The 22,162-nt window shown below is 47.4% G+C and carries 22 protein-coding genes; 9 read left to right on the forward strand and 13 right to left on the reverse strand.

Features of this window, described 5'->3' with window-relative positions:
- Nucleotides 1-325: 325 nt before the first annotated feature.
- Nucleotides 326-2,107: a proline--tRNA ligase gene (locus tag Q0V21_RS16325; protein WP_301879715.1), complete on the reverse strand. Its 1,782-nt coding sequence runs from the start codon at nt 2,105-2,107 to the stop codon at nt 326-328.
- A 527-nt stretch (nt 2,108-2,634) separates the two neighbouring features.
- On the opposite strand from Q0V21_RS16325, the gene Q0V21_RS16330 reads away from it, so the two are divergent.
- A complete protein-coding gene (locus tag Q0V21_RS16330; RefSeq protein ID WP_285077932.1) occupies nt 2,635-3,306 on the forward strand; it encodes a 3'-5' exonuclease in 672 nt (223 codons plus the stop codon).
- 54 nt (nt 3,307-3,360) lie between these two features.
- On the opposite strand, the gene Q0V21_RS16335 is transcribed toward Q0V21_RS16330, so the two are convergent.
- The 3 genes from Q0V21_RS16335 to Q0V21_RS16345 all read right to left on the reverse strand — a co-directional run bounded on the left by Q0V21_RS16335 (nt 3,361) and on the right by Q0V21_RS16345 (nt 5,567).
- Nucleotides 3,361-4,326 (reverse strand): helix-turn-helix transcriptional regulator, encoded by a 966-nt coding sequence (locus tag Q0V21_RS16335; protein ID WP_079350999.1) that lies wholly within the window; start codon nt 4,324-4,326, stop codon nt 3,361-3,363.
- 161 nt (nt 4,327-4,487) lie between these two features.
- A complete protein-coding gene (locus Q0V21_RS16340) occupies nt 4,488-5,192 on the reverse strand; it encodes a hypothetical protein (protein WP_301879716.1) in 705 nt (234 codons plus the stop codon).
- A 207-nt stretch (nt 5,193-5,399) separates the two neighbouring features.
- Nucleotides 5,400-5,567, reverse strand: a complete 168-nt coding sequence (locus tag Q0V21_RS16345) for a hypothetical protein (RefSeq protein ID WP_301879717.1) — start codon at nt 5,565-5,567, stop codon at nt 5,400-5,402.
- Between the two features lie 339 nt (nt 5,568-5,906).
- Here Q0V21_RS16345 and Q0V21_RS16350 point away from each other — a divergent pair, with 339 nt between their 5' ends.
- The 6 genes from Q0V21_RS16350 to queF all read left to right on the forward strand — a co-directional run bounded on the left by Q0V21_RS16350 (nt 5,907) and on the right by queF (nt 10,040).
- Nucleotides 5,907-6,362 carry a hypothetical protein gene (locus tag Q0V21_RS16350; RefSeq protein WP_024632428.1) on the forward strand — a complete coding sequence of 152 codons (456 nt, stop codon included), beginning with the start codon at nt 5,907-5,909 and terminating at the stop codon, nt 6,360-6,362.
- An 18-nt stretch (nt 6,363-6,380) separates the two neighbouring features.
- Nucleotides 6,381-7,085 (forward strand): AIM24 family protein, encoded by a 705-nt coding sequence (locus Q0V21_RS16355; protein ID WP_301879718.1) that lies wholly within the window; start codon nt 6,381-6,383, stop codon nt 7,083-7,085.
- Nucleotides 7,086-7,408: 323 nt separating this feature from the next.
- Nucleotides 7,409-8,098, forward strand: coding sequence for a 7-cyano-7-deazaguanine synthase QueC (gene queC / locus Q0V21_RS16360; protein ID WP_301879804.1), 690 nt, complete (start codon nt 7,409-7,411; stop codon nt 8,096-8,098).
- The gene (queD, locus tag Q0V21_RS16365; protein ID WP_285078042.1) at nt 8,095-8,586 is read left to right on the forward strand and encodes a 6-carboxytetrahydropterin synthase QueD; all 492 of its coding nucleotides are present in this window, start codon (nt 8,095-8,097) and stop codon (nt 8,584-8,586) included. The genes queC and queD overlap by 4 nt, the downstream gene beginning before the upstream one ends.
- Nucleotides 8,587-8,713: 127 nt before the next feature.
- Entirely contained in the window at nt 8,714-9,424 is a 711-nt protein-coding gene (gene queE, locus Q0V21_RS16370) for a 7-carboxy-7-deazaguanine synthase QueE (RefSeq protein WP_301879805.1), read from the forward strand.
- Nucleotides 9,425-9,548: 124 nt separating this feature from the next.
- The gene (gene queF, locus Q0V21_RS16375; protein WP_062323912.1) at nt 9,549-10,040 is read left to right on the forward strand and encodes a preQ(1) synthase; all 492 of its coding nucleotides are present in this window, start codon (nt 9,549-9,551) and stop codon (nt 10,038-10,040) included.
- A gap of 125 nt (nt 10,041-10,165) precedes the next feature.
- Here the strand turns inward: queF and Q0V21_RS16380 are convergent, their stop codons facing one another.
- On the reverse strand, nt 10,166-10,402 hold the full coding sequence (locus Q0V21_RS16380; protein WP_301879719.1) for a hypothetical protein: 237 nt from the start codon (nt 10,400-10,402) through the stop codon (nt 10,166-10,168).
- Between the two features lie 217 nt (nt 10,403-10,619).
- Here Q0V21_RS16380 and Q0V21_RS16385 point away from each other — a divergent pair, with 217 nt between their 5' ends.
- Nucleotides 10,620-11,888, forward strand: coding sequence for an MFS transporter (locus tag Q0V21_RS16385; RefSeq protein ID WP_036664443.1), 1,269 nt, complete (start codon nt 10,620-10,622; stop codon nt 11,886-11,888).
- A 237-nt stretch (nt 11,889-12,125) separates the two neighbouring features.
- Here the strand turns inward: Q0V21_RS16385 and Q0V21_RS16390 are convergent, their stop codons facing one another.
- The 8 genes from Q0V21_RS16390 to abnA form a co-directional block, all read right to left on the reverse strand.
- Nucleotides 12,126-12,974: an EcsC family protein gene (locus Q0V21_RS16390; protein ID WP_301879720.1), complete on the reverse strand. Its 849-nt coding sequence runs from the start codon at nt 12,972-12,974 to the stop codon at nt 12,126-12,128.
- Nucleotides 12,975-13,165: 191 nt separating this feature from the next.
- Entirely contained in the window at nt 13,166-14,146 is a 981-nt protein-coding gene (locus tag Q0V21_RS16395) for a glycoside hydrolase family 43 protein (RefSeq protein WP_301879721.1), read from the reverse strand.
- Nucleotides 14,147-14,818: 672 nt separating this feature from the next.
- Nucleotides 14,819-15,037: a hypothetical protein gene (locus tag Q0V21_RS16400; protein ID WP_301879722.1), complete on the reverse strand. Its 219-nt coding sequence runs from the start codon at nt 15,035-15,037 to the stop codon at nt 14,819-14,821.
- Between the two features lie 12 nt (nt 15,038-15,049).
- A complete protein-coding gene (locus Q0V21_RS16405) occupies nt 15,050-16,471 on the reverse strand; it encodes an arabinan endo-1,5-alpha-L-arabinosidase (RefSeq protein ID WP_301879806.1) in 1,422 nt (473 codons plus the stop codon).
- 56 nt (nt 16,472-16,527) lie between these two features.
- Nucleotides 16,528-17,370, reverse strand: coding sequence for a carbohydrate ABC transporter permease (locus Q0V21_RS16410; RefSeq protein ID WP_024632439.1), 843 nt, complete (start codon nt 17,368-17,370; stop codon nt 16,528-16,530).
- Between the two features lie 24 nt (nt 17,371-17,394).
- Nucleotides 17,395-18,285 carry a carbohydrate ABC transporter permease gene (locus tag Q0V21_RS16415; protein ID WP_301879723.1) on the reverse strand — a complete coding sequence of 297 codons (891 nt, stop codon included), beginning with the start codon at nt 18,283-18,285 and terminating at the stop codon, nt 17,395-17,397.
- A gap of 153 nt (nt 18,286-18,438) precedes the next feature.
- Nucleotides 18,439-19,779 (reverse strand): ABC transporter substrate-binding protein, encoded by a 1,341-nt coding sequence (locus Q0V21_RS16420; protein WP_301879724.1) that lies wholly within the window; start codon nt 19,777-19,779, stop codon nt 18,439-18,441.
- A 132-nt stretch (nt 19,780-19,911) separates the two neighbouring features.
- Entirely contained in the window at nt 19,912-20,889 is a 978-nt protein-coding gene (abnA, locus tag Q0V21_RS16425) for an arabinan endo-1,5-alpha-L-arabinosidase AbnA (RefSeq protein ID WP_483312378.1), read from the reverse strand.
- A 334-nt stretch (nt 20,890-21,223) separates the two neighbouring features.
- On the opposite strand from abnA, the gene Q0V21_RS16430 reads away from it, so the two are divergent.
- The gene (locus tag Q0V21_RS16430) at nt 21,224-22,141 is read left to right on the forward strand and encodes an ArsR/SmtB family transcription factor (protein ID WP_301879725.1); all 918 of its coding nucleotides are present in this window, start codon (nt 21,224-21,226) and stop codon (nt 22,139-22,141) included.
- Nucleotides 22,142-22,162: the final 21 nt, after the last annotated feature.

Below are 22,162 nucleotides of genomic sequence, written 5' to 3' on the forward strand. Positions count from 1 at the left end.
CCACTCTCATGCGGATATTTCACATTTGAATCGACATATTTATCGTCCATGATTTGCATATTTGCACATGCATACTTTGCTAACACACCATATCTGTAGCTCTTCTGAACAAACCTACTGTATACAGAATACAATTTTTCAAATTCTAGTTACTTGGTATGACAATACGCAAATATTGTTGCATCCTTATGTGACTATAGCCCTCTTTTTAGCGCTTTACTCCGTTACATAACCACAAGCAGCTCTTATCGCATAATATCCGGACCTATTATAGATCGTTCTATTATATAGAGACACGTGCACAGTGCCATAAGGATGGCTTTTTTTAATTCCGGACTATAAGCTGAACTTTCACCTGACTTACAGCCTCTTGTGCCGTCATACTGATTCGTTTGGATTCACCTTGGACTGCAAGAACATGTGATCCAAATTCCACTTGTCCTTCTGCCGCACCTCGACCAATTACAATTTGGACAGGCAATCCGATCAATTCCGAATCCTTGAACTTCACTCCTGGACGTTCATCACGATCATCGACCAATACACTGTATCCGGCATCTGTAAGTTGTTGTTCCAGCTGCAGCGTAAGCTCGCGCTGCTGCTCTTCCTTCCAACTCATTGGAATCAGATGTACATGATAAGGTGCGACAGCTGCTGGCCAACGGATACCATCTTCTCCGGCATATTGTTCAGCAATAGCCGCCATCAGACGAGACACACCGATCCCGTAACAACCCATTACTGGTGCGCACTGCCGTCCATTGCGATCCAGGAAGGATGCTCCCATGGCGTCACTGTACTTGGTTCCCAGTTTAAAGATATGCCCCACTTCGATTCCTTTTGTGAATACAAGCGATTCTCCACAGGTTGGGCAGCCGTCACCTTCAGCAGCGAAACGAATTCGATCTACTTTGTCCAAAGTAAAATCTATACCCGGACGTACATTCGAATAGTGTATATCGACTTCATTCGCTCCTGTAATTGCATGTTCCATAACAGCGACATCCGCATCCACTACAATCGGCAGATCCAGTCCAATCGGACCCAGGAAGCCTACAGTTAATTTCGGATGAACTGCAAGTGCAGTTTCATCAGCCAAGATCAGCTCCTCTGCACCTAGTACCTGCTTCAGAGCGATATCATTCACTTCATGATCCCCACGAACAAGCGCAGCGATTAGTTGACCATCCGCTTGATAAAGAAGCGTTTTGATCATATGCCGAGCGTCCTCACCCACAAAGGCGCTTAGCTCATTGATCGTACGTACCCCTGGAGTTTCGATACGAACCAGTGTGTCCCCTTTAGTATTCCCATCGGCTTTATCGACTGTTTTGGGGTCAGTAGAAGTATCAGCTGGTCCTGCATGATTAGCAGAAGATTCAGAAGTCTGATATCCTGCCTTCTCCAGATTTGCGGCATATCCACAATGTTTGCAGGTTACGATCGTATCTTCTCCCACATCGGCAAGTGCCATAAACTCATGGGTCTCCCCCTGACCACCAATGGTGCCTGCATCGGCTTCCACGCGAATATATTCCAGTCCACAACGCTCCAAAATGCGCGAGTATGCTGTATTCATAGCCTGATAGGTGCGATCCAGCTCTTCCCAATCTGATGCAAAAGAGTACGCATCCTTCATGATGAACTCCCGTCCCCGAAGTAATCCAAATCTTGGACGACGTTCATCTCTGAATTTGGTTCCAATCTGATAAAGTGTAAACGGCAGCTTCCGATAGGAATTAACTTCGTCACGAGCCAGTGCAGTTACGACTTCTTCATGGGTTGGACCCAGGGCGAATTCCCGTGCATGGCGATCCTTCAGACGCATCAGCTCAGGACCATACTGTGTATATCTTCCGGATTCCTCCCATAGCTCAGCAGGCTGCATGATTGGCAGCAATACTTCCTGACATCCTGCAAGGTCCATTTCTTCCCGAACGATACGCTCGACATTCAGCAAGATACGACGTCCCAAGGGCAGATAACTGTATATCCCTGCTGCGAGTTGGCGAATCATGCCAGAGCGCAGTAACCAGCGATGTCCTGCTGCATCTGCCTCTGCTGGTGCTTCACGTAATGTTGGAACAAGCATTTCACTTTGACGCATCTTGTCACACCCCTTACCTTCTATTCGTTATTGTGAATCAGGTTATAAACAGCAAAAAGACACATCCGTCAAGGGACGAATGTGTCGTGGTACCACCCTTATTTAACTGCATTTTGCCGGCTGACCTGCCATTCAATCAACAGAGCATTTGCCATAACCGGTTCCCCGTTTGCAACCTGTGCCAAACGTGAACTTACAGTCCTTCAGGGCATAACGGGCCCATCCGGCGGAGGGTACAGCCCAATTGGACATTCTCCTCCGCAGCTCGCGAGGTAGGAATAACGAAACAGCAACAGAAACCTTGCACTAAGCGGTTTCCTCTCTGCCGAAGCTGGCTAACGTCATTATGTCCTCGTTGATCGCTGTTATCATTTTGATCACCATAGTGTATTTACAAGAAATTGTCAACCATACGCTTGCCAGCTTTACGTTAAAATGAATTCCTGAGCGATGGCTGACATGGCCGTGCGTTACCTGTAATATAGAGAAATAGAAACCATGTATTAATTGATAAAGGAGTTTGTCCTATGCCATATATTATTTACGATCTTGAATTCACAGTAAGCCGCAATACACGTTACTCTTCTGAAATTATAGATATCGGTGCCGTTAAAGTAACGGAAAGTGAGAACGGCCTGTACGTTTCAGACACGTTCCATACGTATGTTCGTCCATCCAATAAATCGGTGCTGTCCGCCGATACAATTCAATTTACGGGTATTTCGCAGAAAGATATCGACGCATCTCCCCTTTTTCCGGAAGCGCTGAATCAATTTATTGCCTGGATGGGAAGTGAATCCTATTACATGTGCTCCTGGGGACCGGATGACCGCACCAAACTGATCTCTCATTGTCGCACGCATCAGCTTGATGTCGCCTGGATCACCAATCACAATGATCTTCAGCAGCAATGGTCGCGCACAGTGCGCAAAGAAGGGAAATTCCGTCAGCTTGGACTCGCTCAGGCTCTTGAGCTGTGCGGTATTGAATTCGATGGCACCCAGCATCGCGCTTTGGATGATGCTATTAATACAGCCAAAGTATTCATGCATCAATTTGACCAGTTCAACCTGGAAACCAATTGCGCCGCAGATGATGAAGGCATCACGTCCAAAGTGGTCTATTCGAGCAGTACAGAAGACGATGACAACGATTCCCCTTTTGGTAACCTGGCACACCTGTTCAAGACTAAAGAGTAACTGCATATAACGTATTTTGAACTAAGACGAACCAGCCATGAGCTACATAGAAGTTCAGTTGTATATCTCCCTCCAGCGCTCCAGACGTTCTTTCATTATGAGGCGGTATTTCTCAGGTTCCAGAATTTCGGCATCGGGTCCATATTGAGACAGCCAGGTTAGAAACCCTTGCTCATCACTCAATATGGCCTCAAACAACAATGTGCCTTCCGGTTCAATCGTCAAGATGGGGCGTGCAAAAAACTGCTCCTGCATGACACGCTCTACAGCGTGCGGCGAAAATCTGATTTTGAATGCAGTCCACTCCGTACTGCTGCCAAGTTCCCGTGGCGTACGGAAGTGAGATTGTAAAAGGTAATCATCTTTGCGGAACGTGCGTGGCAAAATCCGAACCCTGTGTAAACGATTCACTTGAAATAATGTCAGTTTCTCTGACAGGTGACAATACGCCAACAGATCAAATCGGTATTCACGCGGAATAAGACAGTAGGGATCCATTCGCACAATCCCCTTTTTACCTTGAGACAGATATTCTCCTTCAATAGTGTTCTGGGAAATTCCAGCCTGAAGCAACATCACCAGTGAATGATTCAGAAGTTCGGTACTTTCATTCTGCCATGCAGAAGTACCCACTTTGAACATCCCGCTAATTTGCTCAGACCATTCCACTCGCTCTGTTTTGTTTTTCTGACTCGAAGCAACCACTTTCTCATACGCGCTCTCAAAAGCAGGCTTCAGCAACGGACGAATATTCTCCATGACTTCTGCCAGGTGCATAAAGGCTTGAGCTTCATCATCAGACCAATTCAGCGGATACATGGCAAAGTGGCTGATAAACATGTATCCTCTCCCGTGTCCCATATTGGCGATGGGGATATGCATTGCACTGAGGGCCTCCATGTCGCGGTATATCGTCCTTTCCGTTGTCTCGCACCGCTCGGCAAGCTCACGGGCCAGAATGCCCGGCTTGGCCTGCACAAGAGTTATAATGCGCATTAATCGGATCAGTCGGTCTGTCATTTTGCCGGACCCTCCACGATGTTGTTTCAATAAATTCGATACAACTCCATCCATTTTTTATTATTATGTTGTTTAGTACATTCGACTTATTCCTTGACTTCACCTTCAAAAAATTATGTAGAAACATTCCTGGCCCTACCATCATCACTAGTTCTTTATCCCTATTCACCTAACATCGTTTTTCCGCGATTATGAGCCATGGAATTAAAAGTAATCCCGTAGTGGTACCGAAGTTTTTCAACAATTTCGGCTTCCGCATAATAATCCAGATCCTGTTTGCGAGCTGCTTCAATTAACAAAGCATCTGCGTGACGACGCAGCAGATCACTGCCCTCTTGTGTACGACCTCTTTCATAAGCGCGCAAAGCTTGTTTAATCAGAGGAACGGTTTCGTTCAATTTGATCGTCTTCTCTACCTTGGGATCTTCCGGCTGGCGCAGCATGCCCAGATGACTTGTGTATTGAATATACAACTGTTCTCTGCGCAGCAGCACTCTTTGGCTTTGTTTCAACTTTCGTGTACTCCAATAAGCTGAACAAACGGCACTTTTCCCAGATACACGAGGTCCCATGGCGAATTCGAGCAATATTTGTTTACTCTCGCCCTTGTATACATCTCCGAGTCTTAGAACCCAACCGATATCCGTTTCTTTGGAACGACAGCCATAGATACCCTTGAGCTGAATTCCAAATTCCGGTTTGAGCAAAAGTTCCAAGTCTCTCGACACAATTTTGGGTGCTATTTTCCTGAGTCTTTTGGCAGGGGCTCCGTTACGCCACTCTACCATCATATATACGGGGTCGGCTCCCCCTGTCGGTATGGCCTCTCTATTCCACGAATAAGATACTTCAAAGATTGAGTTCACTGGTAGTCTCTCCCCCGATTTATATGTATTATCTTCTAACTTATCAGGGTAAATGGACACTATATTGTCACGGAACATATGTTCGCAGGAAATTTTTCCATAATATTAGTTTTTCCTCCCTAAATCCGTGTAATTACGACAATAAACGACGAAAAAGCTTCGCAGTATGCCAAGCTTTTAGACCACTTTTATATGACAAGTCCTAACTTAAATCGCAGATGGATTAATTCCCATTTTGTGTAATTTTTGTACAGATTCAGGTTCTGTGATGGGAGCATAAGTAATACTATCGATAATCAATTCACGCCCGATGGGCTCACCATTTACAGTGATCATAATCGTTTTGGTCGTTGCAGCTTGTTCAGTTGTGTACATATATTTCTACTCCTTCGTATTCACGATCTTTATAAAAATCGGATATATTGTTTTCGCTCATTAAATTACTAATTTCGTTAATATGAATAGCATGCACCCGGAACTGAAGTAAAGGTATGATGTCATGACCGTCCGGAGTGCTGCCCTGTCCTTCTATTACCCTGTCGCTCTTAAAATTAAACAATATGCGCATGTATTGATTTATTCTCATACAGGGTAATTAAAACTACATCCACTTGAACCCATTGTCCCGGTTTTGACGTATAATGTAAGAGCCGTATTTCAACAAATGACGACGAAATCGGCAAACGATTATGTAACCGAAAGAAGGTGCCATACATGCCAAAACCCATTCAGGGTTATTTCATTCGGGTGTTATTCACCACATGTGTATTGTTTACTGTTTCTTTGACTTCTACAGTCAGTGCAGCGAATGCCAATATATTTTCCGATATCTACAGTGGATGGGAGCGGGTCTCCGAGCTTCCTGGAGAAGTAAACGCTTTGCAGGAAAGCTACAAACAGACGCTGGAGCAATTGAATCAGACCTCTGCCCAATTGGGACAAGCTCAGGCTAATGTGGAAGCATTCAAGGCCCAGAACGAGTTGCTGCTGGCGCAAAACGAGAAACTGACCGATATGGTAAGCAAATTGCAAAATGATCAGGATGCCAAAACAGCAACTGCCAAACGCATTCAGACGATGATTATCACAGCCGTTTCTCTCATATTGGGATACTTTATTCTGATTCGCGTGATGCGCTGGGGAATGCGTCGCCGTTCAGGCCGAGTATAAAAGGACAGGAGCAACCGCATGCACATACACCTGAACAATACCGAAGCTGGCAGAGCCGGACAAGTAGTTACGTTCTCACTGATCCAGGACGACCGCCTGCATATTCTACACCCCCAGCAAATTGTCGCTTTTCGCGGCCCAAGCAGCAGTCGCAATGATAAATTCATGAATATTACGGGGATATATCGCAAAAAAAAGCTGATCAAATCCGAAATTACCGGTCCTTGTCAATTTGTGGCCGCCCTGCCTCCCGGATTCACCATGAAGGAAGTTGAATTGAGTGAGAATAGCGATCTGCTGTACGACTTCCGCCACCTTTTTTTCTATTCCGATGGCGTAACGATGCATACCAAGATTCAGAAAATCAAAAACATGCTGATCACCCGGGACGCAGTCAAAATGAAATTTTCCGGCGAAGGCAAAATCGGATTGCTGACACAAGGTCAGGTCTGCCAGCAGGAACTGCACCCTACTGCACCACTCTACGTGGATGCGGGCAGTATTATCGCTTATCCCGAGAACGCGCAGCTTGAACTTACCGTGTATGGGAACCACCTTGCCAGCCAGCATATGAATTATCATTGGAAGATGACGGGCCATGGCTCGGTACTCTTTCAGGCTGGCCGTGAAAATCATCGACTGGAACAGGATATGAACGATGAAGGCTTATTTAAGCGAATATTGAAGGAAGTCATTCCTTTTGGAAATGTATTAATTAAATAAGTGCAGATATGCTCACCATAATAAAATTGTGTTATACTGTACCGGACAATTGAAGAAGAAAATCCATGCCTGTGGCATGGGAGAGGTTCGCGAACTCCCTCTATAAGACTCGACCTTCATTAAGGTTAATGTGGTCTTGCGTACTTTTTAGGTAACAACGTACGTAAAAAACTAAGGACACTAGATCGTGCCTGCTTTTTTGAAGCAGTCTACGAGAAGGTGTGTTTTTTGATGGATGCCAGTTCATGAACTTCTCTGTTCTTCCGACACTCTGTGCCTATGCGCATGGATTGATCTTAAGAAGATGGAGAGGTTTTTTTATGTTGAACGAAGAAAAAGCAGTCGTTGTATTCAGCGGCGGTCAGGACAGTACAACTTGTTTGTTCTGGGCCAAACAGCAATTTGCCGAGGTTGAGGTGGTTACCTTCGATTACGGACAGCGCCACAAGCTGGAGATTGAATGCGCTGCAGAGATCGCTCGCGATCTGGGTGTGCAGCAAACGGTTCTGGACATGAGCTTGTTAAACCAACTCGCTCCCAATGCACTCACCCGTACAGATGTGGAGATTACGCATGAAGAAGGCGAACTGCCGAGTACGTTTGTCGATGGGCGGAATCTGCTGTTCCTCAGTTTTGCGGCCATTATGGCGAAGCAAAAAGGGGCTCGTCACCTCGTCACCGGTGTATGCGAAACGGATTTCAGCGGTTACCCGGATTGTCGGGATTCATTTGTGAAATCGATGAATGTTACGCTGAACCTGTCCATGGACTACCCATTTGTCATTCACACCCCACTGATGTGGCTGGACAAAGCCCAGACGTGGAAAATGGCGGATGATCTCGGTGCCTTCGATTATGTACGTGAACGCACACTAACCTGTTATAACGGGATTATCGGGGATGGCTGTGGTGAATGTCCTGCCTGCAAACTGCGCAAAGCCGGACTGGATCGCTATCTGGAGCAACGCACTAATTCTGCTACTGTTGAAACTGCGGGAGCGGACATACGATGAGAGAACCGGGAACATTTCGTATTGTGGAGCGGTTGCAGCGGATCGGGGAAGATATTCTTCCTGCACAGCTTCGCTATCATCGCAAACGTGTGCTTGTAAGCAAGGAGTTTACGTTTGACGCGGCTCATCACCTGCATTGTTATGAAGGCAAGTGCAAGAATTTGCACGGTCATACGTATAAAGTTGTTTTTGGCATTAGCGGTTATCCGGGTGAGACCGGGCTGACGGTTGATTTTGGACATATCAAGGAGATATGGAAAACACAAATTGAAGGGTATCTGGATCATCAGTATTTGAACGAAACCCTTCCCCTCATGAACACAACGGCTGAAAATATGGTCGTTTGGTTGTATGAACAGATGGAACATGCCTTGCAGACCGAACCGTATGCTGCACTGACCGAGGGTGGTCGAACGGAGTTTGTCCGCTTATACGAGACGCCAACCAGCTACGCCGAGGCAAGACGGGAGTGGATGATCGATGAGTAGTGTAGAACTAAGCAATCTCACAACGTCGACCCGTACCGATGGAACCAATGCTGCTTCTGCGGTGGAATTGGCTGATAACAAGCTTCCTCACGGACAAGACGGAAACAAAGAGGCTCGTATTCCTGTAATGGAGATCTTTGGCCCGACGGTTCAAGGTGAAGGCATGGTCATTGGGCAGAAAACGATGTTCGTCCGCACCGCGGGCTGTGATTATCGCTGCTCCTGGTGCGACTCTGCCTTCACATGGGACGGAAGCGGCAAGGACCTGATCCGGATGATTACACCGGAGGAGGTGTGGAACGAGCTGCGCCGCGTTGGCGGCTCACGCTTCTCCCATGTGACGATTTCCGGCGGCAACCCTGCCCTGCTCGCTTCGCTGGGCGGATTGGTTAAGCTGCTTCGGGAGAACGGCATCCGCACCGCGGTAGAAACACAGGGCTCCCGGTGGCAGCCTTGGCTGGCGGACATTGACGAAGTCACCGTCTCGCCCAAGCCTCCCAGCTCAGGCATGAACACCGACTGGGCTGTGCTGGATGATCTGATCCACCGACTGGCTGCTGGCCCGGTGGAACGAAGCCATAGTCTGAAGATCGTGATTTTCGATGAGACAGACCTGGATTATGCCCGCCGTGTGCATGCACGGTATCCGGGCACGGCTTTATTTTTGCAGACCGGGAACCCGGATGTCACTTCTGCCGATACGCCTGATCTGGCGTCTTCATTGCTTGCCCGTTACGAGTGGCTGATTGATCAAGTTAGTGCATCGGATGATCTGAACGACGTTCGTGTGCTGCCACAGCTGCATACTTTGGTGTGGGGCAACAAACGCGGCGTCTGATGGACTTTATGGGTGGAATGGGCGGCATGATGTAATTTTGAGAACATACAAAGGCTATGAAGGGCCTATCATATATACCGGTAAGCTTCGTGCGTCGCCGGAAATAAGGAGCGTTTACGAACCGATGAGACAACCTGATGAAATGCAAGATTTGACGCTGCTGGGCAACCAGGGCGTAAAATATACGTTTGAATATGATCCAGGCATTTTGGAAAATTTCGATAACAAGCACCCGTACCGCGATTATTTTGTCAAATTCAACTGCCCGGAGTTCACCAGCCTGTGCCCGATTACGGGGCAACCGGACTTTGCAACCATTTATATCAGCTACATCCCTGATGTAAAAATGGTAGAGAGCAAGTCACTTAAGCTGTATCTGTTCAGCTTCCGCAACCATGGAGATTTCCACGAGGATTGTGTGAACATCATTATGAACGACTTGATTAAGCTGATGGACCCGCGCTACATTGAAGTGTGGGGCAAATTTACGCCGCGCGGCGGTATCTCCATCGACCCGTACACGAACTACGGCAAGCCGGGGACGAAGTACGAGCAGATGGCCGAGCACCGCATGATGAATCATGATATGTATCCGGAGACGATTGATAATCGTTAAATGGGCAGTTACATCAGTTAGGGTAGATTTAAAATAAAAAAAACTCATAGATCGCACAAAAGCCGAACTCTTCTATTTGAAGAATTTCGGCTTTTGATTTTAGTATGGAAACGGAGCGTTTGCAATCAATCGTATGAATTAAACTCGCGTTCAGGCTTATGATCTCGCCTCAGTTCTTTGACTTTTTTGATGTAATGTCTCATCATAAGTGCACCAATAGATTGAACAACCACAAAAAATCCGATAGCAAAGTATAGAGACGTCGAAGCAACATATATAGTCAGAAAAGTCATGACTGCCATAAATAGAATGGTCATCGCCAAATTGCGTTTGGCAAGAACATATGGTGATAGCGATTTCATAGTAATCAGTCCTTTATCATTTCTGATTTAGTAGAACTTTAATAGTGGAACCAGTAGAGTATATCAAGATTTTACATTATATAGAGTACGTTAATTTCTTCTGTTCCCCTTGTCGCCCCTGCAAATCTGTCCTATTATGTAACAATATGCTTAGGCACATCACATCATCAGGCGCTGATCCCTCGTGACCGCGACCAAAGGAGAACTGTACATGTCCATGCAAAATTCATTACCCAAAGACGCCGCTGCGCGTTCGAAAGCTCCACCCGGATTGGATGCTCAAGGTACCGTTTATCGGATCTTAATTGCCATCAGCCTGGTTCATTTGTTCAACGACTCGATTCAGTCAGTCATTCCAGCTATTTTTCCAATTCTAAAAGACTCCATGCATCTTACATATACGCAGATCGGATGGATTTCGTTCGCTATTAACTTTACTGCGTCCATCATGCAGCCGGTTGTAGGCTGGTTTGCCGATAAAAAACCGACGCCTTCCATCCTGCCCATCGGCATGGGCTTTACCTTTACGGGCATGCTGCTGCTTGCCTTCGCCGATAGTTATATGGCCGTTCTGATCTCCGTCATCTTTGTTGGTCTGGGCTCGGCGGCGTTTCATCCGGAGGGTTCAAGGGTATCTCATATGGCCTCAGGGCCTCGTCGAGGTCTGGCGCAGTCCATCTTCCAGGTCGGTGGTAACGCAGGTCAGTCTCTGGCTCCATTGCTCACCCGCTGGATTTTCATCCCGTTTGGGTTGTTCGGTGCCATCGGATTCACAGGGATTGCTGCTGCAGGGATCGCGGTCCAAATCTATATCGCTCGCTGGTATGGACGCATGCTGCAATCGGGAGGGTATTTGCGCAGACAGGCGGCAGCCCGTCGTACACCCAATCCGGCATTGCGTAAAAAGATTGCTGCTGCCATAACCATTTTGATCCTGCTCGTCTTTGTCCGTTCGTGGTATGTCGCTTCGATCGGCAGCTTCTATGCGTTTAACCTGAAGGATACCTTCAACTTGTCCACAGAAGACGCACAGATCTATATCTTCCTGTTCCTGGCTGCCGGGGCACTGGGTACGTTCTTTGGTGGTCCACTGGCGGATCGCTTCGGCAAACGCAACATGATCTTCCTGTCGATGGCCGGAGCCGCTCCACTGGCCCTGCTGCTGCCTTACGCCAATCTATTCTGGACAGCCGTATTGCTGAGCATTATTGGGTTCATTATGTTGTCCAGCTTCTCAGTGACCGTTGTGTATGCACAAATGCTGATTCCAGGCAAAATCGGCACCGTCTCTGGTCTGATTACTGGCCTCGCATTTGGTATGGGCGGTCTGGGTGCACTCGTGCTGGGGAACTGGATCGACGTGTTCGGTGTATCTCCAGTCATGCAAATGTGCAGCTTCCTGCCACTGATCGGTATCTTCACCTTCCTGCTTCCATCGGATAAGCTGCTGAACCGCTGGGCGGAAGAGAACGGTAGCGAAGAATAATTGTTTTTTTAATGGATCAGATTTAGTGAGACCGTTAAAAAGATAAGTTCCACAAAATAAGCTGCAATGCTCAATGAAGCGAAATAGAGTTGTTAAACCAGCCGCGTGAAGCGTAACGTCAGGTGGTTAACCAACCTCGAAATGTTACCTGTTGTGTAGTTGTGCAAACGGGATAAAGCCTTGTATCATTAGGGGCTTTATCCCGTTTTTGTTTTGTCAGCGTTAGCGTCATGGACATCATTGCGAAAGGCGTTGAAGAATCAGCCGCTTTTTATATAACATCTTCCCCGCTTCGGCAACATCACGAATCGTATTTTTGTTACTCACCGAACCAAATACCATGCCGGCAATCGGAATGAGCTGGAACAGCTTTTTCCAACCAAATGATTCGCTATAGGAATTAAAAACCTCCCGCCAGCCCTGCATCTGGGAGATAACCTCTACCTGCTTGTCCGGATTATCGTAATCGGAAAGTTCATCAATAATCGCTTTCTTGCCCACAATATCAGCGGAGGAGAATTGCAGACATTTGACGATAAATATACGCTCTTGAGGCTCGTCGGGATCATATCCATAGCATAGCGCCATCTCCTGCAGCACCTTTAGGGAGAGTCCCATCACGATCGGTATATCTGCTGCAATCGTTACAATGCCGCCAATACCTGTTGCAGCGCCTTGTGCGGCAGCAAACTTGGTTCGACTGTCCGTAATGCGATCAGCAGTGCGATCCAGCACTTCAAGGGGCAAGCCTTCCACGCTGTGGATCTTCGCCGTATTTGCTGCTTCTACATCCTGTTCCATGTGATCATGTTCGTCCTTCATGGCATAACCCGATCTGGCGGATTCCTCTTGAAGCAGCTTGGCCACTTTCTTTTTCTGAACGAGAAATCTCCCGCCATTCTGCACATACTGACCAACTTCGTTCAGGGAGTCTCCAATCTTCTGTTTCAGCGCTTTAGGCATCACTTTATCCAGCAGGGCAAATGGCAAACGACCAATTTTGTCCCAAATAAACAAGTCCTTCTGCCCTTTTTCCCATTTTAAAATCTGTTCCAGCTCCCGGTCCAATGTCTCGCGTGAATCCATATATGGCCTCCTAATGTTATGTGTATAGTGAATTGTATACTCCTCATACGCAGAGTTCGGGGGATGGTTGCTTCGATGTAAATCTAAGATAATCATCTTCATGGCTTCATACACAATGTGTGCATAAATAAGAGCCCTTAATCAGCGTTATTCGCTAACTAAGGGCTCTTCCTATCCAAAACTTCCATTCCTTATTTTGCTTCAGCCGCAGCCTTCCCATCTGGAACAGGGACTCCAAAATCAGGTGTACCATCCTCGTTCCATTGAATCACCTGCGCGCGGGCATGACGGTTTGGATCATAAAGAGGGTCTCCCTCGATGTCCTTGTAGTTTCGTGCGTGATAGATCAGAATATCCGTTTTACCATCCGGTGATACCGTGAAGCTGTTATGACCCGGACCATACTGGCCGTTTGCCTCACACGTCTTGAATACCGGTTTAGGCGATTTTACCCAACTCGCTGGATCAAGTAGGTCGGCATCTTCATCCGCAGTGAGCAAACCCATACAATAATTATAGTCGGTCGCACTCGCCGAGTAGCCAATGAAAATTCGCCCATTGCGGTGCAGTACTGCTGCCCCTTCATTCACCTTGAAGCCGATGATTTCCCAATCGTACTCCGGTGTAGCGATCATGACCTGTTCTCCACGCAGCGTCCACGGATTTTCCATTTCGGAAATGTACAGGTTGGAGTTACCGACAATGTCCGGATCTTTCTGCGCCCAGACCAGATAGCGGATTCCTTTATGCTCAAAGGTCGTTGCATCCAATGCAAACGTCTCCCAGCGCGTTCGAATCTGTCCTTTCTCTACCCACTCACCTTCCAGTGGATTCGCAGAATCGTTCTCCAATACATACATCCGGTGGTCGAAAAGACCCTCATTCGTCTCGCTCGTATGGGCTGCTGCATAATATATGTACCATTTCCCATCGATAAAATGAATTTCAGGTGCCCATATATTGGCACTCATTGGTCCTGTATCATGTTTGTACCATGCCGTTACCGGCTCGGCATTCCTCAACTCTTCCAAGGTTAATGCACGCCGAATCTCAATCCGGTCAAAGGCTGGAACGGAAGCCGAGAAATAATAGTAGCCATCTGTGTGACGGTACACCCACGGATCAGCACGCTGCTCCAGTATGGGATTGGTAAATGTAATGGAATCAGTCATGGGAATGCTCCCCTTTCAAATGTGTGTGTGTATGGCTCGGAGTGAAGATTTGTAGACGCTGATGGAAAAAGAGCAAAGAACCTTTGATGGTGCATCGCGGACGCTCCGGGGGTGGTAGGGCCTTGTTGCTCTCTTGTCCTCCGATTTCTTCTTTCCACCGCTCCTGGCGGTTGAAATCGGATGCCAAAGTCGCTCCTTCGGCTCCTTCCTCCCCCCTTCGCTGCTTGTGCACCTTCAAAGCGACAGCTTCGCTCTTTCTCGCGCCGCTGAAACAAAATCTAACTCCGAGCCATTTGTTGTGGCTCGGTATATGTGGTGTCGCCCGCTTCGCTCAGGCGACTCTCCCCACACTAAATGCATGGCTGGCCGCTTTTTTAGGCCAGCTCTTGGTGCACCGCGGTCGCTCCTGGGGTGGTAGGACCTTGTCGCTCTCTTGTCCTCCGATTTCTTCTTTCTACCGCTCTTGGCGGTTGAAATCGGATGCCAAAGTCGCTCCTTCGGCTCCTTCCTCCCCCTTCGCTGCTTGTGCACCTTCAAAGCGACAGCTTCGCTCCTTCTCGCGCCGCTGAAACAAATCTAACTCCGAGCTATTTGTTGTGGCTCGGTATATGTGGTGTCGCCCGCTTCGCTCAGGCGACTCTCCCCACACTAAATGCATGGCTGGCCGCTTTTTTAGGCCAGCTCTTGGTGCACCGCGGGACGCTTCGGGGGTGGTAGGGCCTTGTCGCTCTCTTGTCCTCCGATTTCTTCTTTCCACCGCTCTTGGCGGTTGAAATCGGATGCCAAAGTCGCTCCTTCGGCTCCTTCCTCCCCCTTCGCTGCTTGTGCACCCTTCAAAGCGACAGCTTCGCTCTTTCTACGCTCGCTGTACCAAACCCAACTCCGAGCCATATTTATGGCTCTCTACTTCTCCGCGGCGCTGATCTGCTTGCCCCAGACAGCAATGCCACGGTCGTTCAGGCCCGTTACCACAAGTGCTGGCTGGCTTCGCTCCCAGTCCCAGGATGGGAGCAGCTTTAACTCTTCAGTAGAAGCTCCTCCCCACGGGCTTTCTGTCCACTCCAGCGTCAGTGTTTGTTTGCCGTCAAATGTCCATTTGCCTGAACCGTTTTCGCTTTTCGCTTTGCCATTGGCTTGTAGGGTGTAAGGCACTGCCTGCACCTGACCGTCCACTGACGGGTCAACAGCCAGGCCTTCCCATTCCCCGGCGATCATCGACTTCAGAATGTCCTGTGCGTACTCACCTGCATAACGTTCTGGTGACACAACAGGCCAGCCGTCCTTGGTCCACAGCATTTTACGTACATGCAGATACGGCCAGTTTTTATCCGTCTCACCTCTCGCATGATGCACAATATAATAATCGTCGCCATCCTTAAGGACTGAGTTATGTCCAGGTGCAACCCAGCCCTCACCTTCGGTGAAGCGGTAGCCACCCAGAATTTTGGTTCCGACTTCATATTGAGGCAGGTGCTCCGTATCCAGCATGTTCATGCCATTTACATCCGTGTAGGGGCCTGTTATGGAATCGGCACGGGCTACACGCACATTATAATCTTCGAATAAGGAATCATAGGAGACGAATAGATAATACTTTTTGAACTTCGGGTTATACACGATATATGGACCCTCCACTGCACCTTCTTCCGTAGCACGATCACGGGCGGCAATGCGGGTTCCATAGCCCTCTTCCTTGAACTTTCCGGTTTGCGGATCGAGAGGTGCAATGTATATTCCGTCAAAAAAAGAACCGTATACCATCCATGAATTGCCTTCGGCATCCACTACCGGATTGGCATCAATGGCATTCAACTTATCCTTTTCGTTCTCGGAAGTTTTAACAACCAGCCCTTCATCTGTCCAAGGTCCTTCCGGAGATGCAGAGGTTTGCAAACCGATGGCCGAACGCGTACTGCCAAAGGTCGAAGCCGAATAATACATTCGGTAGGTATCACCAACCTGAATCACATCCGGTGCCCATAGATTTACCGCCCCTGTCCAATCGAGCGCTTCCTTCGGAATACCTGGTAACGCTTGACCTACCCATGTCCAGTTGATTAGATCATCCGATTTGCGAACCATCACGCCGGGTTTTGCTTCTCCCGCTACCCGAACGTCGGTCGAATAGACGTAATATCCCTGATCCGTTTTGATAATGGCTGGATCATGAGCATTGTTCACCGTCCAGCGGGATTCGTCGTCCAGAATGGAGGTGTCATACAATTGAGTATCTTGAGGAGCTTCAGGAAAGACAGGCGGGGACACAACTTGCCCTGCCCCATCTCCAGAACAGCCTGTAGCCCCAATCAACAACAGCAGCAGCATGGAAGAAACCACTCCTTTACCTGAATTTGTCCACCCGCGGAATGTTCTCCGCTGATTCATCCTTTCACTCCAGAGATCGCTACCGATTCAATAATCTGTTTCTGGAAGATCAGGAAGATGATCAACACCGGCAGCAATGCAACGATGGATGCTGCCATAATAAGCGGATAATCCGTCTGTATCGCATACGTGGCATTGAAGTTCGCAATGACGAGCTGCAAGGTCTGCTTCTCCGGTGAATTCAGATAAATAATCGGTGCCAGATAATCGTTCCAGATGCCCATAAACCATAGAATCAACTGTGCAGCTATCGCAGGCTTAATGAGCGGGAACGTAATGCTGGAGTACAGTCGGAAATAGGAACTGCCATCAATTTTGGCCGCTTCAATAATCGCATCAGGCACACTGAGCAGATATTGACGAAGGAAAAAGATCATGACCACGTTGCCGAACAATCCAGGAACAATGAGCGGTAACAACGTATCCACCCAGCCGAGCTTTGAGAACATGATGAATTGGGGAATCATTACCGTTGGATACGGAATCATCATTGATGCGAGCAGAGCAAGAAACAGTTTGTTTTTATGCGGGAATCTCAATTTGGCAAAAGCAAAGGCGGCGATACTGGACGTAAACGTCCCGACAATCGTCACACTCAGTGCAACGATCAAACTGTTTTTGATCCCGCTGAGCAGCGGACCCGCTTCCCAGATTTCTTTATATTTGCCGAACTGAATAATCTCCGGAATCCATACGGGCGGCAGGGCAAATACATCCTGCTTTTCCTTCACCGAAGTGGATAACATCCAGATCAGCGGTGCAATCATGGCAATGGCCCCAATCGCCAGAACAATGAAGATGATCGAGTTGGTCAGTTTTCTCTTTTGACTATAAGACATATCCGTTCACTCCTTTCCTTGTCCTCAATCCCCATCAAAGGCTGATTTTTCATTCATTTTAAATTGCACGAGTGTAATGACAAAAATGAATACGCCGAGAATCATTGCCATGGCTGACGCATAACCCATTTGCAGGTTACTAAAGGCCTTTTGCCAGATATAAAAGACAATCGAGGCTGATGAGTATTCAGGGCCGCCAGTAGGCGTCATAATGTTCATCTCGGTAAAAATCTGCGAACCGCCAATAATGTTTGTGACGACGAGGAAAAACGTAACAGGCTTCACCATCGGCCAGGTGATTTTGCGGAAAATCTGGAACCCATTCGCTCCGTCGAGCTCAGCCGCTTCATAATATGTACGCGAAACGCTTTGCAAGGCGGCCAGATAGAGCAGCATCGTGTAACCGAGCCCCTTCCATACGGCCATAATAATCAGGGCAGGTTTCACCGTTTCTTTATTGGCGAGCCAGTTGGGCCCTTCGATCCCGAATAGATCAAGGAATTGGTTCACCAAACCATAATCCCCGTTGTACGCCCAGTTCCACATGATGGAAACCGCAGCCAGGGAGGAAATAACCGGAATATAGTAGATTACACGGAAGGTTGTTGTGCCCGGAATTTTACGATTTAGCCCCATCGCCAGCAGCAGCGCCAGCAAGAGACCGATCGGAATGCCAAGCATGAGATAGAATGTATTAAACATCGCTTTGTAAAATAGGTCATCGGTCAGCAGGTCCTTAAAGTTGGCCAAACCAATAAAATTCATCTGTCCCAGTCCATCCCAGTCTGTAAACGAACCATATAGGGAGTAGAGAAAAGGGAACATGACAAAGATCAGCAGCCCAAGAACCGGAGGCAAAATGAACAAGTAACCGTACAGCATCTCTTTGCGATACAATTTCGATTTTGTAACCACGGCAGTCACCCCTGTTTCTAGTATCAGTTCAGCATGTGGCATCATTCGATTGAAACGATCCGATCAATTGATGCCACATACCCGCATGGAATCATCCAATAATAACGATGCCAGCAGCATGATCACAGACCGCTGGCATCGCCTTTTCATCTATTATTTCTGTGATTTCTTCTCTTGCTCTACTGCTTTGTCCAACAGCTTCTGCATTTTTGGCTGCTGCTGCTTTACATAGTCTGCGGCTGTAATCTTGCCGTCCAATACCGGCTGAATGTCGGTGAAGAACAGGTCATACCATTCCGCATTGTACGTGTAGTTACCTGGCAGAGCATGGCCGTAATCTTTTACGATATCAATGAATTCCTGTTTGTTAGCAGGTTTCGTCGAAGTATCTTTGGCCCATTCGTCAGCCATATCGAGCAGGTTCGGAATTTGTACTTTGGCATCCACCAACTGCTGCATGCCTTCCTTGGAAGCCGTGAGGTAATTCACCAATGCTGCGGCTTCTTCCGGGTATTTCGTTTTAGCAGACACCCCGATACCGAGGGAGCCGATCCACGTTGCGGATTTTCCAGTAGAGCCTGCTGGGAAAGGAAGCAAATCATAATCGAAAGGCAGTTTCTCGAAGGTACTCATATCCCATGGGCCTACAGGGAAGAAAGCCATTTCCCCTTTCATCCAGCGTTGGTACGTATCCAATGTTTGCGCTTCCTCAATGGAAGGCGTGATTTTATATTTGTTTTGCATGTCGGCAAAGAATTGTAACGCTTCAGCAAACTTGGGATCATCAATCGTCACTTTTGTTTTGCTTGCATCCAGCCAGTCTGCACCATTGCTCCATACAAAGGATTGCAAGGCCCACTGTACGTTAAAACCTGTACCGAACACGTCCGGTTTTCCGTCGCCATTCGTATCCTTGGTCGCTTGCTGGTTGACCTTGATGAATTCTTCCCAGGTATAAGGTTTGTCTTTATCAGGGAATGGAATGCCTTCTTTTTCAAATAACGTCTTGTTATATCCGAGTGCAAACGGACCCAAATCTTTCGGCATGCCGTAGATATCACCCTGACCTGCCATTTTGCCATCATAGCGGTACAGGTCGACACCATATTTCCAGATGTTGTCCAGATCCACATCCGCATTGTTTTCAACGTAAGGTGTCAGATTCATCAACACTTTGCTGTTCACGTAGGCTTTCACATCGCCAGGGTTAATATAGAATACGTCTGGCAAGCTGTTGCCTGTGATGGCAGCTCTCAATTTTGTCGCGTATTGATCCGCAGCTGTTACGATAATTTTGACTTTGACACCGGGATGCTCTTCTTCATATTTTTTAACAACGGCTTGATAAGCCTTCTGTTCATCCGTGCCACCCCGGAACATAAACGTCAGTTCCTTGTCCCCACTTGAACCACTGCTGCCACCACAGCCTGCAAACACAATTGCGCTCACAAGCATAAGAAGCATGATCGTAACCAACCTCTTTTTCTTTACCATCTGAACCCCTCCTGATCTGGATTTGTAAACGTATTCAATTAGCTGAAATAAGATTTCTGTTGTTAAATTTATCAAATCCAGATCACTTTAGTCAATACTTTGTTAAAACATTTTATGTTTATATAAAATAAACTAGTACATTGGCCATCCGCTGGAATCCCACAGCAAGTCGTTGATTAACAATTTTGGATTGCCGTTATCGTCAGCATCATAGGCATGGCGTGCAATGACGTTACCGTTATACACATCCTGGCCGCCCGGTCCCTTCCACTTGACATTCCCTGAATCCAACAGGGTTCCGCCGCCATTCAACATGTTCACACCGTTTTTGTCCACATACGGACCTGTAATACTCGTTGAACGACCATAGACCATTTTGTACGTGCTGTTCACACCCTGGCAGCAGGAATCAATGGAGGCAAACAAGTAATAATAACCATTCCGGTACACAATACTCGGTGCTTCAATGGCCCCACCATTGTTCGGACGCGCCGCAATAGAGGATATGCTTCCGGTAGGTTTCATCGTGGATTTATCAAGCTTCACAATCTTCAGACCGCTCCAGAAAGAACCGAAAGCAAGCCATGGGTTGCCAGAAGCATCGATGACCAGATTCGGATCAATAGCGTTATAATCGTTAGCAGATGTGGTTTGAAGCACTAACCCCTCATCCTTCCACGAACCTGCTCCAATGCTGGTTGCAGACGCAAGCCCGATCGCCGATCTGTTGGAGCCAAAGGTAGAGATGGAGTAGTACAGCCACACTTTCCCGTTGTACTGCTCAACGTCTGGTGCCCATACATCCAGGCCGCTCTGACCCGGAACAGCAGAGGCCCACCAGGAGGGCTTGCTCAGAAAAATCTGCGGAACGCGGTACCATGATGACCCGTTATCCGATTTCAGCACCTGAATGCCCGCACCCGTTGAAAAGGTATACCATGAGCTTCCCTCTTTGATGATGGATGGATCGTGGACGGCAATATCTCCGGTCAGATTCCAGAATGCTGCAAATGCCCGAGACTGACCCGCCAATAGCAGAACAAGTACAAGCAGTGCAGGTAACGCCCAACGTTTTTTCCTGAATCCTGTCAATCCTTTGAACTTTTCCAAACTGAATTCCACCTCTCCTGATCAAATCGTTAATTTGGTTCATGAAGTATTAAATCAATTTAGGTATACTAGGATTATAAAAGCGGTTACATTACATTTCAATGGTATATTTCAAATATATATAAATTGATTCACACTATTTTTCAGATCAACAATTCATCCATATGTGATTTATACTTACATTTTTGTAGTATAAACAGGGGATTTGGCATCCTTTTCTCTGCCCTTCCCTTCCTTCAACGAATCATTTATAATTATCTAAAACAAACCATATAAATGTGCAGAAGCCTGGATCAGAAGGGCTTCGTTCAGAACGTGGAAAGGAAACCCACCTATGATTTATATTAAAGATCTGATGTCTGGCGTTAATATATTCAAGGCACTCAGTTCGGAAATTCGGATCCAGATCATTGAGTTGCTTGCCAAGAACCAGAGTCTTAACCTCAATGATCTCGCGACCAAACTGGGGCTCAGCAATGGCGCCATTACAATGCATATTAAGAAATTGGAAGAAAGCGGCCTGATTGAAATTAACACCGCAGTCGGCAAACACGGAATACAGAAGATTTGTTACCTGAATGAGGAAAAATTGATGGTTGATCTGCGTTCTCAGGAGATCAGCAATCGTTATGAAGTTGAAATTCAGGTGGGACACTACAGTGATTATCAGGCAGCTCCAACTTGTGGACTCGCCACCCGGGACAGCATTGTTGGGGAATTTGATGATCCGCGGTATTTTGCGGACCCGTTGCGAATTGATGCGGAGATGATTTGGCTGGCTGAGGGTTATCTGGAATACCGGATTCCGAACTATCTCAAGCCTAATCAATCGTTTAGCGAGATCCAGCTATCCATGGAGTTGGGCTCAGAAGCACCGGGTTATTGCGATAACTACCCTTCCGATATTTATTTTTACGTCAATGGAATTGAGATTGGGTGCTGGACAAGTCCAGGGGATTTCGGCAATACACGCGGTACATTCAATCCAGACTGGTGGCCACCGCATCTGAATCAATACGGAATGCTGAAGCTGATTCGTATTACTCAGGAAGGTAGCTATATCGACGGTTGCCGTATCTCGGATGTAACCTTGAACGAGATCGGCCTGGATTACAAAAGCGATATCCACTTTCGGATTGCTGTAACGGACGGACCAATGAACAAACGGGGATTGACGATCTTCGGCAAGCATTTCGGCAACTATGGACAGGGTCTGCTCGCCCGTGTGCTCTATAACGTGCAAGAGGAATAATTACGCAATTACAACACACCG

Origin of the sequence: Paenibacillus sp. 11B (assembly GCF_030487755.1) — a bacterium.
GTDB classification, from domain to species: domain Bacteria; phylum Bacillota; class Bacilli; order Paenibacillales; family Paenibacillaceae; genus Paenibacillus; species Paenibacillus vandeheii.

Coding starts and splice junctions, on each gene's coding strand:
- Q0V21_RS16405 (WP_301879806.1), bottom strand. CDS start 16,471: ATGCTGCTGCTGTTGTTGATTGGGGCTACAGGCTGTTCTGGAGATGGG.
- Q0V21_RS16410 (WP_024632439.1), bottom strand. CDS start 17,370: ATGTCTTATAGTCAAAAGAGAAAACTGACCAACTCGATCATCTTCATT.
- Q0V21_RS16345 (WP_301879717.1), bottom strand. CDS start 5,567: ATGTACACAACTGAACAAGCTGCAACGACCAAAACGATTATGATCACT.
- Q0V21_RS16385 (WP_036664443.1), top strand. CDS start 10,620: ATGCAAAATTCATTACCCAAAGACGCCGCTGCGCGTTCGAAAGCTCCA.
- Q0V21_RS16390 (WP_301879720.1), bottom strand. CDS start 12,974: ATGGATTCACGCGAGACATTGGACCGGGAGCTGGAACAGATTTTAAAA.
- Q0V21_RS16380 (WP_301879719.1), bottom strand. CDS start 10,402: ATGAAATCGCTATCACCATATGTTCTTGCCAAACGCAATTTGGCGATG.
- queF (WP_062323912.1), top strand. CDS start 9,549: ATGAGACAACCTGATGAAATGCAAGATTTGACGCTGCTGGGCAACCAG.
- Q0V21_RS16330 (WP_285077932.1), top strand. CDS start 2,635: ATGCCATATATTATTTACGATCTTGAATTCACAGTAAGCCGCAATACA.
- Q0V21_RS16325 (WP_301879715.1), bottom strand. CDS start 2,107: ATGCGTCAAAGTGAAATGCTTGTTCCAACATTACGTGAAGCACCAGCA.
- Q0V21_RS16430 (WP_301879725.1), top strand. CDS start 21,224: ATGATTTATATTAAAGATCTGATGTCTGGCGTTAATATATTCAAGGCA.
- Q0V21_RS16400 (WP_301879722.1), bottom strand. CDS start 15,037: ATGGCTCGGAGTTGGGTTTGGTACAGCGAGCGTAGAAAGAGCGAAGCT.
- Q0V21_RS16335 (WP_079350999.1), bottom strand. CDS start 4,326: ATGACAGACCGACTGATCCGATTAATGCGCATTATAACTCTTGTGCAG.
- queD (WP_285078042.1), top strand. CDS start 8,095: ATGAGAGAACCGGGAACATTTCGTATTGTGGAGCGGTTGCAGCGGATC.
- Q0V21_RS16420 (WP_301879724.1), bottom strand. CDS start 19,779: ATGGTAAAGAAAAAGAGGTTGGTTACGATCATGCTTCTTATGCTTGTG.
- queE (WP_301879805.1), top strand. CDS start 8,714: ATGGAGATCTTTGGCCCGACGGTTCAAGGTGAAGGCATGGTCATTGGG.
- Q0V21_RS16350 (WP_024632428.1), top strand. CDS start 5,907: ATGCCAAAACCCATTCAGGGTTATTTCATTCGGGTGTTATTCACCACA.
- Q0V21_RS16355 (WP_301879718.1), top strand. CDS start 6,381: ATGCACATACACCTGAACAATACCGAAGCTGGCAGAGCCGGACAAGTA.
- Q0V21_RS16395 (WP_301879721.1), bottom strand. CDS start 14,146: ATGACTGATTCCATTACATTTACCAATCCCATACTGGAGCAGCGTGCT.